Origin of the sequence: Brevibacillus brevis (assembly GCF_900637055.1) — a bacterium.
Classification (GTDB): Bacteria; Bacillota; Bacilli; order Brevibacillales; family Brevibacillaceae; genus Brevibacillus; species Brevibacillus brevis.
The window spans coordinates 6,465,107-6,478,923 of record NZ_LR134338.1 but is presented as its reverse complement, the minus strand read 5'-3'; the positions used below and the strand labels follow the sequence as shown (position 1 = coordinate 6,478,923).

Genomic DNA, 13,817 nt, shown 5'->3' with positions numbered 1-13,817 from the left:
CGTAAAGGGGAGTGAGCCATGGGGAGATGGTTTGGATACATTCTACTGACGGTTTTGATAGGCGGTGTGTGCTTTTTTATCATTACGCCAGAAATTACCTTGATATTGAGTATGTTCGTCATTATCGGAACCCTGTTTTATATTGTACACATTTTGAAAAATGAATTGCCCAGAGTAGTCCAGGATCGGCTGGAAAGACGATTCCACAAGACAGACAAAAGCCTCGAGGAATTAAAAAACCGGTACAAGCAGGAGGCTGAATAGAATCGCCCATTTCAAAGCTACGGTCATACAATGTCAGCACAGATGGAGCATTGTGGTAATCCAAATCATAACCCTCGCGTCTTCCCCATATTGTGAGAAGAGAGCATTCTAAAATAGGGGAGGATGGGGATGCAATTTTATTATGGTCAGCAAATGCCACTACGGATTTTGGATGAAGCGGAATTTTGGAAAATGCAAGAGAGCGAGCACACTGTTGTCATTCGAGAGGCTCTAACAAATTTGGAGAACCAATATGTGGAGGCGCTAAAACAATGGGAGCAAGCTCTGACGGGAACTCATCAAGAAGTCGTGAGTTATGTAGAATCGGTGATTCGCAGTCAATATGTTCCTGCCCAGCTTCATCAACAGGTGATCCAACTTGTAACATACTGCCTAGATGAAAGCATGAAATTTATTGAACTGTGCCGTCAGATTAAAATGGATAGTTCAGCTGCTAAGAATAATCCGATAGCTAAAACGATACTCGATCATATCATTAGGGAATCTGAATACTTTATCGGCATTGCGCGAGTCATTCTATACGGCGATCCTCAGGGTTAAAGACTACTGGCTCAAAAGGTAAGCGGAGGAGCTTTTGATTCCGTATTACAGCTACCTCCTTAAGTCAGGCAATTCAATTTCTTACATAAAATCCATGAAACCATACTTATACAGGAGATTGGCCCTGATAAGATGAACCCCCTGTAGGTTTTCCTACAGGGGGTGTGGTCACGTTTGGCACAAGCGTACGATCCGTTTCGTGAGGCTACCCCAAAGTGTCTCTTTTTTCTTGAACAGGTAAGGAACGTGTCGCCAGTCGGGCAGCAGATGCCAGCCCCAGTAGGACGATGAACGTCTGGAGGAGCAGGGAAGCGGTAATACCAACAGAAAGTGAAAACGCAAAAGCAGTCATCACAGATACAATGGCTCCTCCCACCCCAATGACAATTGCTGGCGTAAACGTATCGGCGATAGATAGTTCAGCAGATACTTTTCCTTCTTCACCAGGTTTTGCAAGAGAAAACGCAATAGCACCGCTTGTCGGGTGAGCCAAACCGATTCCGAAGCCCATAATGATCTGGCTAAAAATCGCGACCACGATCCCGAAAAGGTCTTGTTGAATCAATGTCAGCGGTACAGTGCCAGCTACTCCGATAAGCATAATGACGAGACCGATGATAATTCGTTTTTTTCGACCAGCCCCTTGGTCTTTTTTGTCCAGCCTTGCTTGTACATTAGCTGCCAGCGACCAACTGATTGCTGCGGAGGCAACAGCTAAACCAGCTTTGTCAGCGGTTAATCCTAAAATCGAAGTGAGTCCAAGGACGAGATACGTTTGTGTGCCGTAATAGGCAGCGACAAACAGACCCCGAGATGCGATGACAGCAGGTAAGCCTGGGCGTGCGAGGAGTGTTCCTTCAGGCATCAGTTTATATAAAGGCACACTGAGGGTAAGCAAACCTGCGATGGATAGCAGGAAACCGTAGATCGAGGGAATTTTGCCGAGTCCAAAAAGCAAGGCACCAGTCCCTAAGGCCAAGAAAAAGGGCAGAAGAAGACTGCGATTGTTTGCCGCGCTTGCTTGTGGCGGCTGTAAGCCTCGGAAAGAGGGGGTGGTTAAGAGTGCAGACAGAAAGATAAAGGGAAGGATCAACCAGAAGACATATCTCCACGACAACTGTTCAGCAATAATCCCGGCGACATACGGTCCGAACAGGCCTGGAAGGATATAAGCGCTGGAGAAGACAGCGAGAATCTGAGGGCGAAGGGAATCGGGGTAACGCAAAGTAATCATGGTATACACGCAATTGACCAAGGCACCGGCACCGAATCCTTGCATCACTCGCCCAAGCAGTAAAGTAAGCATATCAGGCGCGATTGCAGCAACAACAATCCCAACAGCAAAGAGCACGATAGTGACAATAAAAGGCTGGGCAGGCCCTTTTCTATCGACGAATTGACCTGTGACCACGGTTCCTATCAACTGAGCCAACAAATATGCACTGAATACCCACCCATAAAGATCCTCACCCTGCAGCTCTCGGGAAAGAGCGGGGGCGATTGTTGTGACAGCCAAGCCTTCAAATGCTGTAGCAGTCACCACAAGAATAATCCCAATCGTCAACGCTCGGTAATGCGTGCTCCAAATCCCTTCTGTGCTCATCATTTTTACTCCTTTTTTGTATATATTTTGCTTTGAAAGTTGTTATAAAAACTGTTGCTATAACAACTAATTATATACAAAAAATGACATCCTGCAATATGTTTTGTTTTTACAAGTTTTTCACGTTCTCATAAATGATATTGAGTGTTCTTCGAAATTGGTTCACTTCTTCTTCGGTCAATCCTGCAATGGTTTTCTCGTACGCTTCAATGGAGGGAGGAAGGACCTCGTCTTTTAAAAGTCGCCCTTTTTCAGTCAGATAGACACGAAGGGAGCGGCGATCCTTTTTATCTGTTTCGCGATGAATAAATCCTCTTTCCTCCATGAGAAAGAGCATCCGCGCGATATTCGTTTTATCCTTATAGGTGCGTTCAGCCAACTCGTTCTGGGTCAAACCTTCTTCTTCCCATAACACGACAAAAATCATCCACTGATCGATGGTGATGTTATACGGGTTGCATACTTTTTGATAATAGTTGTTCAGTTTTAAATCCGTTCGTTTTACGATGACGCCGATATACTCATCCAATTTCATTGCGAAACCTCCTAGGTTAAGCAGTCAGGGCAACTGTTGATAAGACAACTATAAGGATGCTTCCGACAAGTGTCAATTTGCAGCGCTGATGTGTTAGACGCATGAAAAAGCCAAATTTGCTCAAAATAACAGCGGGATTCACTATTTACCAGAAAAGGAGAAGGAATAAATGACTTTACTACTCAAAAAAGTAACGCTGTTATTGATGTGCCTCGCTTTACTTGGTGTGCCGGGCATGGCAGAAGCCAAGGAATCACAAGGAAATGTACAGCAGGCAGAATGTATAAAGCCGAAAGAAGTAAAGCTGCAAGGGGATATGAGAAAGCTCTGGATCGACCATTTGCAATGGGACCATCAATATATGGTCAGCGCCTTGGCAGGGCTGGAAGACAAAGACGCCATACTTGCACGTCTCTTGAAAAACCAGGTGGATATCGGGAACGCAATGAAGCCATTTTACGGAGAGCAAGCAGGTAAAAAGCTTACCGAATTGCTGACGGAGCATATTATGATAGGCGGCAAAATCATTGATGCAGCCAAAAAAGGCGATCAGGCTACCGTGGCAAAGCTTGATAAGGACTGGCACCGGAATGCGGATGATATCGCCAAGTTCTTAAGCAGCGCCAACCCCAATTGGACAGAGAAGGAACTAAAAGAGATGATGTACACGCATCTGAAGCTGCTCAATGATAATCTCCAGGCGAGATTGAAAAAGGACTGGGAAGCGGATATTGCTGCATTTGATCAAGGTGAGGATCACATTATCGCGTTTGCCGATGTGCTGACAGCAGGAATCATCAAGCAGTTCCCGAACCAGTTCTGAAAAAATTCGTGAACAAAAAAGACGCCAGCACACTTCGGAATCGGTGCTGGCGTTTTCATTATTTCAACAGTCGCTTGATAATCTCGTTCGTCACAGAGGGAACCACTTCTGTAGAATACGTAATCTCCATCCGTTCGAAACGGTTATGGGCATCGTACCCATACGGACCGATGTTGATGCACGGTACATTGATGTCTCGAATGTCCTGATACTCGACGTGATGCTTGCTGCCCCAGCTCGGATTGTTCTCTTCGATCGCGAGAATGCCTTCCTCATCGTCTGAGAGGGCTACGCAGCTCATATCGCAAACATACGGGAAAAAGTTGCGCGTCACGATAGGGTGTGCATAATCAGGCTGGACAGCTGCAACGGCTTGCTCCAATGCATCTATCAAGTTTTGCTCCCGTTCATCTTTGCCAACGAGCTCGATGCAGGGAGAGTAGAGAGAGGAGTAGAACAGAATGATTGCAGGGCTTCTGTCCTTCATCCACTTGACCTCCTCCTCAACCACACGAGCTGAGAACATGCGTACATCCAAGGATTTGTCTTGCAAAAGCGCCTCTTTAAACTGCTTCATGTGCGAGAGGAAGGCGTCCCCATGCTCGGCGATCAGCTCTTTTTTCATATCCTCGTAGACCAAAACTCTCGTCTTCCAAGGGAGTGGAGTCCAAGCTTGACCGCTCTTCTCACAGAAGCGGCGGTGACGCTCACGCAACAGAGTCAGTGCGTTTTCAAAAGCGATCTCGGCTTGCTCCTTCAGTAGCGCCAAGACTTGCTTCGGAGACCAGGAATGGATGAAGAAATTGTAATAGACATACGCCGATAGGGCGGTCTGGATCGTGTAGGTCGGCTTGAAGTCCGTCTGCTTCAACGATACAGGAGGGACAGGTGTCTCGCCGTATGCTTCGTCGCACAGGTCAGGATTGTAGCTGATCTGACGGGTCAGCTCTGCGGCGATAAAGTTGGGATCGAGCCCCTCGAAAGAAGAGCCCGCATGTGTCTCGTAGCCCGTGATATAAAAGGAAGGCAGCAGCTTGCCGACAGTTCCTTTATAGATATAGCGATTCGGGTCCCCATCGTAGCGCGGGGCGACGAAGTCGGAGTTGATCAGCGCGATATAGTCAAAACCGTGCTCCTCTCGCCATTTTTTCAAATCCTTCAAGGAGGAGAGGACGCCATGCGAGCTGTCTTCTTCGTCGCATTCGGCAAGCAGCAGGAGATTGCCCGCCAGCTCTTCCGGGTGCTCGGAATAGTACTTCAGCAAGTAGACGTGACTCGCTACGCCGCTTTTCATATCGAGCACGCCACGCCCAAAATGCCAATCACCTGACTCCAGCTGCTCACTCACCAGTGCAGGCAGTGGTTCATCTTTCAAGGCGTCCATGAGTGCAGTCGGATGGCAGGCTTTGTCCTTCAGATGGTTGTAATCCTCGATGCCGACCGTATCCGTGTGCCCCATCAAAATAACGGTTTTGGCGCTCGACTCCTTAGTTCCCCTGACAAAAGCAAGGACGTTGTAGCGCTCCACCTCGTCGTTGACCGTGCGGGAGAGAATCAACTGATCTGGATGCTTTTGAAAATAGGGGAATGACTTCAGATGCTCGTGCAGATGGGTAGCAACGGCGATTTCGCCTGTCGTGTTCACGATACTTTCAATGCTGACTAGTTCATCGGTCAATTGCAGGATCGATTCACGGCTTTGTAGCATGGGTTCCACCTCGTCTTTGGCTTACAAAATTTGTTGTAAAAATCGTTTGGTACGTTCATGCTTTGGATTCGTGAAAAGCTCATGGGGATGAGCTTCTTCGACCATTTCTCCGTCCGCTAGCATAATGACTCGGTCAGCTACCTCGCGGGCAAAGCCCATTTCGTGCGTGACGACGACCATTGTCATGCCATCGCGAGCCAGGTCTTTCATGGTAGCGAGAACTTCGCCTACCAACTCGGGGTCCAAGGCAGAAGTAGGCTCATCAAACAGCATAATATCGGGCTCCATTGCCAGGGCACGGGCAATCGCCACACGCTGCTTCTGCCCGCCGGAGAGCTGCTCGGGATAGGCGTTTGCTTTGTCTGTCAGTCCGACGCGGCTTAATAGCTCCATGGCTTTTGCGGTCGCTTCCGTCTTGGTTTTCCTTTTGACGTAGATTGGTGCTTCGATCACGTTTTCCAGCACGGTCATATGCGGGAACAGATTAAAATGCTGAAAAACCATTCCGACATGCTCGCGTACTTTGTTCAAATCACTGTTTTTGACATCGATGACCTGATGGTTGATCTCGATATCGCCTTTGTCTTTTATTTCCGGAAAGTTCAGACATCTGAGCAGCGTGCTTTTTCCTGACCCACTCGCTCCGATCAACACAACCACTTCTGATTTTTGAATCGACAGCGTGATGTTTTTGAGCACATGCAGGTTCCCGAATGACTTGGCCAGATTGCGTACCTTGATCATGCTGCCACCTCTTTTGGTTTCGGAGTGCTGACGGGCGTTCTGCAAGTATCGAGACGTTTTTCCACACGGTTTAAAATAAAGGAAAAGATAGCGACAAGCGCGAGGTAATACAGTCCGACGACGAAGTACGTTTCAAAAGGCATGAAATTCTCCGCCTGTGCAGACAAGGCACGGTTAAACAGCTCTGTAACGGCAATGTACGCGACGAGTGAAGAGTCTTTTAACCCGATGATGAACTGATTGCCAAGCGGCGGAATGGCCCGTTTGAAGGCTTGTGGCAAAACAATTCGGCGCATCGCCAGACTGTACGGCATCCCGAGTGAACGGGCAGCTTCCATCTGACCGCGGTCAATCGATTGGATGGCTCCCCGAAAAATCTCGGCAATGTAGGCGCCAGAGTGGATGCCAAGCGCGAGCGCACCTGCCGTAAAATCAGAGAGCACGATAACACTGGATATCCCGTAGTAGAGGAACATGAGCTGGACGATCAACGGCATGCCGCGCACGATGAAGATATAGGTGTCGGCCAGCTTTTGCAGGACGAAAATCCCGGATACTTTGAAAAAGGCGAAAACGAGTCCGATCACAGAGGCCATCGCCAAGGATACGGCGGTGAGTGAAACGGTAACCCAAGCTGCCTCCAAAAAAGCTTTTCCATGAATCGTAAAAATATCAAGGATACTGGTCACAAAACCCATGGCTGCTCAACCTCCCGCGTTATTTCAACAGGTTCGATCCGAACCATTTCATGCTGATTTGCTCGTAGGTACCGTCTTCAACCATGGCTTTGATGGCTTCATTGATTTTTTTGGTCAGCTCAGGGTTGTCTTTGGTGACAGCAATCGCGATGTTTTCCTTGTTCAGAACCTCGCCCGTCGCTTTGATTTTCAGGCCTTGATTCTTGATCGCAGAGGTGCCGACGACACGGTCGGTGATCACAGCGTCGACTCGACCTGGGAGGAGATCCTGCAAGGCGTAGATATCTGAGGGATAGCCTTTTACATTTGTCTTGTCAGTCAAGGTTTCCGCGGCGTCTTTGTGCGTGCTTGCCTGAACAACACCTATGATTTTGCCTTTTAGATCGTCCTTGGTTTTGATGCTTTCATTTGTTTCCGCAATAAAAATCTGCCCGCCAGAAATGTAGTAGGGGTCTGTGAAGTCTACTTGTTTGGCACGTTCTTCTGTGTGCGTCATGCTGCCAATAATGGCGTCGTATTTGCCGCCCTTCAGCCCTTGCAGTATGGTTTCCCAAGGATTGGTCACCGGATTGGCTTCGAGTCCGATCCGTTTGGCGATCTCATTGCCGATTTCCACGTCGAATCCGGTCAGTACGCCATTCGTGTCCTTGTAGTTAAGTGGTTTGATTAGGCCGCTCATGGCAAAAGTGAGTTTTCCTTCATGAACGAGCTTGAGTTTCACTTCGGAAGCAGGCTGTGCAGGTGGAGTGGAGGGAGTAGAGGAATTAGTGGAAGCGTTTGCATTTGGTTGTGCAGGTGGTGTTGTTATATTGGACCCGCAGCCTCCCAAAATGGAGAATAGGAGCGAACTTACCAAAAGAGCGACAGGAAACAAACTTTTCTTCCTCATACGAGAATCCCCCTAACGGATATGGTGTGCAATACGTCTTGCCGACCAAGCTGGGAAACGGAAAAAGTGTGCTGCCTCTATAGGAAAAGGGAGAGGGCGTACGTGCCGCCCTGCCCCTAACGTGAACTAATTTTGTGCCGTCTTTTTCAAATAAGCTCTCCATGTGATGCACCATTGATCAGGATCATCGAGCACGGACTCCAGGACACGGTGACCTGTACTATTATGCGGCGCTGTTTTGACGATCTCCGGATTCTCATAGGCTTCTTGCGAGATATGCGTAAGTGCCGCGACGTATTCGTCGAGCTCTGCCATGGAATAGGACTCTGTTGGTTCCAGCGTAAACGGCTCCGGCACGACGTACGGGTGGTGACTGGTCCAGTAATGGTGGGCAAAGTCGACCATGCGGCGCTGAACATCGTATGTCGTGACGCCCGTGTCTTCTTTTAGCTGCTGCCAGCTATAGCGAACCTGCTCCAGTCGTCGGCCTTGTATATAGGGCGCGCTCGCACCGCGGATTTGCAGGATTTTGTGATAGAGATAGTTGTTGTTGAGGCAAGCGATTTCAGCAACTTCCCTCAAGCCGTCAGCACCAAGTGCACGGACCCAAGCGTAGGAGCGCAGAACAGCAGGTGGTACGCCGTAAAAGCTGCGGACTTTCCCGATGCTGTTTTTCAAATCACGCTTATAAAAGTAACGCTCTCCGTCGAAGTCTACGATCGGTCCTGGCAGGAATTGCGCAAGCTCGGCAGTGACACCGATGGCACCTGTTGCAGGTCCGCCGCAAGCGTGTGGGACAGAGAAGGTTTTGTGCAGGTTGAAAAAGCACATGTCAAAGCCTGCTTCCAGCGCGCGGGTAATGCCGAGCAAGCCGTTGGCGTTTGCTTGATCGTAGCAGCACAGCCCCCCTGCGGCGTGGACGACGTCCGTGAACTCCTTGATGCGGGAGTTGTAAATGCCTGTATCCTCTGGATTGGCTACGGCAAAGGCAGCGGTTCGCTCCGAGACGAGGCCCTTTAGCGCTTCCAGATCAGGGTAGCCGTTTTCGTCAGCAGGTACATAAATGATCTTGAAGCCTTTGACTGCTGCCGTCGCGGCTTGGGACGGGTGGGAAAAATGGGTGGTAATAAACTCGTTGCGCTGCTCACCTTCGCCGCGAGATTCGTGGTATTTGCGCACGATAGAGGCTTGGGTAAACAACGCCTGTGTGCCGCTACCCGGTTGGAACGAGAATTTGTCCATTCCCGAAATTTCGCGCAGGTACAGATCGAGCTGATACGTCATTTCCAGCATTCCTTGGACAGTGGACTCGTCTTGCAGCGGATGCAGCTCCGCCATTTTCGGCGAGCGCACGAAGCGTTCGTTGATTTTCGGGGAGTATTTCATTGTGCAGGTGCCTTGCCCAATCTCTACGTTGAAATCCGACCCCAGAACCTCCTGTGAAATCCGGGAGTAATGACGGATCACGCGGTACTGACTGATCTCGGGGAGGTTCGGCCGTTTTTTCCGGCGCAGGCTGTCTGGCAGCTGAGAGATGCCATCGCCTACGGTCTCCACGATTTGTGGCTCGACGGGTGGTACCTCGACGCCACGCTCGCCAGGCTGGCTCAGTTCAAAAATGACAGGCTCATCCCACTTCGCTTGGTGGAAGCGGCGTACCTTATGGTCTCTCGGAATCCGTTTCATTTTGTCGATTGTTCCTTCGGATGTTTTCATGGTCGGTTTCCTCCTTTTTAAAAAGTTCCTTGATTACAAGATGCTCCTGATGGCAGCAACGAGTGTATCAATATCCTCCTGGGTATGAACCTCCGTGACGCAGTAGAGCGCACATTGACCCAATTTCGGGTAGTGTTCAGTCAAATCAACTCCGCCGAAAATTCCTTTGGCGAGAAGCGCAGCGTTGATGTCTTTGACGGTTTTGCCCGTTTGCGAGAAGTCGATCACGAACTCTTTGAAGAAAGGAGCGGCGAATTTGGCCTCGACCCCAGGAAGAGAAGAGAGCTGCTTGGCTGCGTATTGGGAGCGCTGCATGATTCCTTGCCCGACTTCTTCCATGCCCACAGGTCCCATCGTCGCCAGGTACACGCCTGCGGTAATGCCCCATAGTGCGGTTTGCGTTCCGACGGACTCCTTGCCTTTTTCACGTTTGGCAAAAGAGGTGCGGTCGTATGCGACGTCTCCGAAGCCGTATTCGCCTTCGACTTCTGTCGGAGCGATTCCGAACAAGCGGGACGGATATTCCATGACGTAGGTCGGATCGTCATGTGTTGCGATAAAGCCGGATTGCCCGCCGCCGTAATGCATGTGTACGCCAAGCGGCTGCAAATCTCCGCAAACGATGTCCGCGCCGTAATTCGCCGGAGATTCCATCACGCCGAGAGAGATGGGATCGACGCCGACTACGCAAATGGCACCAGCTGCATGAGCTAAGTCCGCAATCATTTGTCCGTTTACTTCCACAGAGCCGAGGAAGGTAGGGTTTTCGAAGTAAACCGCTGCTGTATCTACACTTATCTTTGCTTTTAGATCATTCAGGTCAAGTCTGCCTGTTTCGTTCTCAAAATCGATCAAGGTGACGGTAAGATCAGGAGACGTATAGTTTTTGATGATCAGGAGCTTGTCGGGATGGATATTTTTCGAGACCAGGAGCTCTGTGCGTTTGGTGATACGCGCTGCCATGCGCAGAGCAGTAGAAGCAGCCTGTGCCCAGTCAAAGGTCGGAACGTTCACGACATCCATATCGACTAGCTCAGCTACGAGACTTTGGTACTCGAACAACGCCTGAAAACGCCCCTTGTCTTCATAAGGCTCACCAGCATATGCCGTCACAAACTCCGCACGGGAGTTGATTTCATCACAGACAGCGGGAACAAAATGCGGCCAGCAGCCTGCGCCGAGGAAGCTGATATTTTCTTTCGTCGTTTGGTTTTTGTTCATCAGCTGGTTGACGTGGCGCTCCAGCTCGTATTCGGTCAAAGCTTTCGGGATGTTCATTTTTTCCTTTAGGCGGAGCTCCCCGGGAATGTCCGCATAGATATCCTCGATGCTGGAAAAGCCGATTTCGGCAAGCATTTTCTCTTTGACTTCAGGGGCAGAATTCGGAATATACGGGTGGGCAAAACGTTGTACGCTCATCTCATGGTTCCTCCATCTCTTCGTTGGAATATTCAGTCGGATTAACGATCCATTAAGCCAAACCGCCGCCGTCGACGACCAGTACGGAACCAGTCACCCAGGATGACAGGTCGCTGGCAAAAAACAGGACAGCATTGGCTATATCTTGCGGAGAACCGAGACGCTCCAGCGGACGCCCTTGGGCAGAGGAGACGAGGAATGCTCCCTCTTCCTTTTCAAGCTGGCGCGCTTCTTCTCGCAATAGAGGTGTGTCGGTATCGCCAGGTGACACACAATTCACACGGATGTTTTCCGGACCGTGGTCAATCGCCATTGCTCGTGTCAGGTTGACGACGCCAGCTTTTGCCGCGCAGTAGGCCGCAGCCTTGTCACCGCCCTTGATACCCCAGCCTGAGCCCGTATTAATGATGCTGCCTCCGCCTGTTTTCGCCATGACCGGAATGACGAATTTCGAGAGGTTGTAAGCCCCCTTCAAGGAGACATCGACGACCAGATCCCAATCGTCCTCTTCCAGCTCGACGACTGTCTTTCTTCGAATCACGCCTGCGTTGTTGAACAAAATATCGATGCGACCATACGCTTCCTCGATCGCTTTGGTTACTTCACGACAATCCTGTTGGGAAACGACATTGCATGTAAAATAACGGGCTGACCCGCCCGCCGCTACGATTTCTTGTGCCGCCTTTTCTCCGAGCTCTTCGTTGATATCAAGCAGCATGACATTTACTCCGAATTGCGCCAGTCGTTTCGCTGTTGCAAGTCCGATACCGGAAGCAGCACCTGTCACCAATGCTACCTTTCCTTGCAGATTGAATACCTCGTTCGTGTTTACCATGGTTGATCACTCCCCCTAGTTGAAAAGTTTATATTGCAATCACTGTGCCAAGTACGAAATGAACCCCGCCGAGTTACATGCTCCTTGCTTGATTGCTAAAAAAGCTGATTTCACGAGATTCTGCGTGCGTGTCGGACCGTCATGGCAGTGACAAAAGTGGCAATGAGTTGTCATTATTGGCAAACATCAGGGGTAAAATGTTTGTGAATTGTCTAAATGTTTCATAAAATAGAGGGCAAGGACAATAAGCAGGGAGGATATCCATGGTTTCGTTGGATCTGTGCAAACCAGCCATCGAAAAGGTCATTACAAGCATTTCAGATATATTGAACGTGGATGCTGCGGTGATTAACGAGCGCGGCCTATTGGTCGTGAGTACAGAGCGCTACTTGAAACAAAAAGGCGAAAATGTGCATGTGCCCTCGATTGAGTTCGTGTTGGCAAAAGGACAGTATGTGGTAGACAAACCCGGCTCCATGGAAATGTGCAAAGGATGCCGTTTTCTCGACAGCTGCCCCGCCAAAGTAGAGCTGCTCTCTTCTATTAAGGTAGCCAATCATGCAATCGGGGTCGTTTCCCTCACATCCTTTACGAAGGAAGGTCAAAATCGCCTGTCCAAGCATACAGAGAAATACCAGCAAATCCTGACAGAAGTCAGCGAGATGATTACGGCGATTGTACAGTCCCATGCGACCAGACAGATCGAATCGTCTGATGACTCCATGAGGCTGCTGGAGGGAGCGCTGGATACAGTTGCCGATGCGTACTTCACATTTGACCGAAATGGCAATGTCATTCACACGAACGCCAGCGCGCGTAGACTGCTGTCCCAGCATGAACTGCTGCCTGCGGAGGTTTCACGGATGTTGCTGCCGTCATTATCACGGATGGCCGCGCATTCCTTGCCGATTGCCAATTGTCTCGTTGACAAGCTGGATGCTCCGACCGAGGCCACGCCGATCATCGTCAACAGTCAGCTCATTGGCGGCGTGCTTCGCGTGCAGAGGGGCTCGCTAACCATTCCGCGTTTGATGGATCATCAACCGAGCCGTTCGTCTGGCAAAGCGGATAGCCTTGCTCAAATCGTGGGAAACAGTCCAGCCATCAAACAGGTCAAAGAAATGGCGATGAAAATCGGTAACAGCAGCTCTACGGTACTGATTACCGGCGAAACAGGGACAGGCAAAGGGCATCTGGCAAAAGCGATTCACGAGGCAAGTACGCGAGCATACTACCCGTTTGTCGCGATCAATTGCGCCAGCATTCCGGAAAATCTGTTCGAAAGCGAATTGTTCGGTTATGAGGACGGCGCGTTTACCGGAGCCAAAAAGGGAGGAAAGCCAGGGCGCTTCGAAATGGCAGAGGGAGGTACGCTTTTTCTGGATGAGATCGGCGATATGCCACTCTCGTTGCAGGCAAAGCTGCTGCGTGTCTTGCAGGAAAAGGTCGTGGAACGCATCGGCGGCACGCGGTCGTTTCCCATCAATGTACGAATCATCGCGGCGACGAACCAGAACCTGGAGGAGCTCGTGGAGAAAAAAGCGTTTCGTGCCGACTTGTACTATCGGTTGAACGTCATTCCGATACACGTCCCGTCACTCGCAGAGCGCAAGGAAGACATCGAGCTCTTGGCCGTTTCATTTATGGAGAAGTACGGAGAGCAAGCAGGGCGCACCTTCTTCGGGATAGCACGAGAGGCAATCAATCAGCTCACGCACTATCACTGGCCGGGCAATGTGCGGGAGCTGGAAAACGCCATCGAGTACGCCATGAACATGGAGCAAGACACGGTACTGACTGTCGACAGCTTGCCTCCGCGCCTTCGTGCTCGTCCTTCAGTGGCTCCCTCGCATTCAAGTCCAGCTATCAAAGCGAGGGTCGCCGATGCACAAGCGGACGCCATTCGCGCTTCGCTGCAAAAGCACGGCAGTGATTTGAAAGGAAAGCAGCGGGTGGCCGAAGAACTCGGGATCGGGCTTCGCACCCTGTATCGAAAGCTGAAGCTGCTCGGTATATAAGGAA

13 protein-coding genes are annotated in these 13,817 nt (G+C 50.1%); 4 read left to right on the top strand and 9 right to left on the bottom strand.

The window, feature by feature from the left end:
- The first annotated feature begins 18 nt into the window (after window positions 1–18).
- A complete protein-coding gene (locus tag EL268_RS31305; RefSeq protein WP_106657257.1) occupies window positions 19–264 on the top strand; it encodes a hypothetical protein in 246 nt (81 codons plus the stop codon).
- A 129-nt stretch (window positions 265–393) separates the two neighbouring features.
- Complete coding sequence (locus tag EL268_RS31300) at window positions 394–825, top strand: DUF2935 domain-containing protein (protein WP_106657256.1); 432 nt, start codon at window positions 394–396, stop codon at window positions 823–825.
- A 205-nt stretch (window positions 826–1,030) separates the two neighbouring features.
- On the opposite strand, the gene EL268_RS31295 is transcribed toward EL268_RS31300, so the two are convergent.
- Both EL268_RS31295 and EL268_RS31290 read right to left on the bottom strand, forming a co-directional pair.
- Window positions 1,031–2,428: an MFS transporter gene (locus EL268_RS31295; RefSeq protein WP_106657255.1), complete on the bottom strand. Its 1,398-nt coding sequence runs from the start codon at window positions 2,426–2,428 to the stop codon at window positions 1,031–1,033.
- A 109-nt stretch (window positions 2,429–2,537) separates the two neighbouring features.
- Window positions 2,538–2,963, bottom strand: coding sequence for a MarR family winged helix-turn-helix transcriptional regulator (locus EL268_RS31290; protein WP_056489008.1), 426 nt, complete (start codon window positions 2,961–2,963; stop codon window positions 2,538–2,540).
- Window positions 2,964–3,132: 169 nt separating this feature from the next.
- On the opposite strand from EL268_RS31290, the gene EL268_RS31285 reads away from it, so the two are divergent.
- Window positions 3,133–3,786 carry a glycosyltransferase gene (locus tag EL268_RS31285; protein WP_106657254.1) on the top strand — a complete coding sequence of 218 codons (654 nt, stop codon included), beginning with the start codon at window positions 3,133–3,135 and terminating at the stop codon, window positions 3,784–3,786.
- Between the two features lie 58 nt (window positions 3,787–3,844).
- Here EL268_RS31285 and EL268_RS31280 read toward each other — a convergent pair whose 3' ends face one another.
- The 7 genes from EL268_RS31280 to EL268_RS31250 all read right to left on the bottom strand — a co-directional run bounded on the left by EL268_RS31280 (window position 3,845) and on the right by EL268_RS31250 (window position 11,795).
- Window positions 3,845–5,494, bottom strand: coding sequence for a M20/M25/M40 family metallo-hydrolase (locus EL268_RS31280; protein ID WP_106657253.1), 1,650 nt, complete (start codon window positions 5,492–5,494; stop codon window positions 3,845–3,847).
- Window positions 5,495–5,515: 21 nt separating this feature from the next.
- Window positions 5,516–6,238, bottom strand: a complete 723-nt coding sequence (locus EL268_RS31275) for an amino acid ABC transporter ATP-binding protein (protein WP_106657252.1) — start codon at window positions 6,236–6,238, stop codon at window positions 5,516–5,518.
- The gene (locus EL268_RS31270; protein ID WP_106657251.1) at window positions 6,235–6,936 is read right to left on the bottom strand and encodes an amino acid ABC transporter permease; all 702 of its coding nucleotides are present in this window, start codon (window positions 6,934–6,936) and stop codon (window positions 6,235–6,237) included. Before EL268_RS31270 ends, EL268_RS31275 begins: the two co-directional genes overlap by 4 nt.
- A 19-nt stretch (window positions 6,937–6,955) precedes the next feature.
- Window positions 6,956–7,825: an ABC transporter substrate-binding protein gene (locus EL268_RS31265; RefSeq protein ID WP_106657250.1), complete on the bottom strand. Its 870-nt coding sequence runs from the start codon at window positions 7,823–7,825 to the stop codon at window positions 6,956–6,958.
- Window positions 7,826–7,951: 126 nt separating this feature from the next.
- A complete protein-coding gene (gene gcvPB / locus EL268_RS31260; protein WP_106657249.1) occupies window positions 7,952–9,541 on the bottom strand; it encodes an aminomethyl-transferring glycine dehydrogenase subunit GcvPB in 1,590 nt (529 codons plus the stop codon).
- 33 nt (window positions 9,542–9,574) lie between these two features.
- Entirely contained in the window at window positions 9,575–10,960 is a 1,386-nt protein-coding gene (gcvPA, locus tag EL268_RS31255; RefSeq protein WP_106657248.1) for an aminomethyl-transferring glycine dehydrogenase subunit GcvPA, read from the bottom strand.
- A gap of 52 nt (window positions 10,961–11,012) precedes the next feature.
- Window positions 11,013–11,795, bottom strand: coding sequence for an SDR family NAD(P)-dependent oxidoreductase (locus tag EL268_RS31250; protein ID WP_106657247.1), 783 nt, complete (start codon window positions 11,793–11,795; stop codon window positions 11,013–11,015).
- 263 nt (window positions 11,796–12,058) lie between these two features.
- Here EL268_RS31250 and EL268_RS31245 point away from each other — a divergent pair, with 263 nt between their 5' ends.
- Complete coding sequence (locus EL268_RS31245; protein ID WP_106657246.1) at window positions 12,059–13,813, top strand: sigma-54 interaction domain-containing protein; 1,755 nt, start codon at window positions 12,059–12,061, stop codon at window positions 13,811–13,813.
- Window positions 13,814–13,817 lie beyond the last annotated feature (4 nt).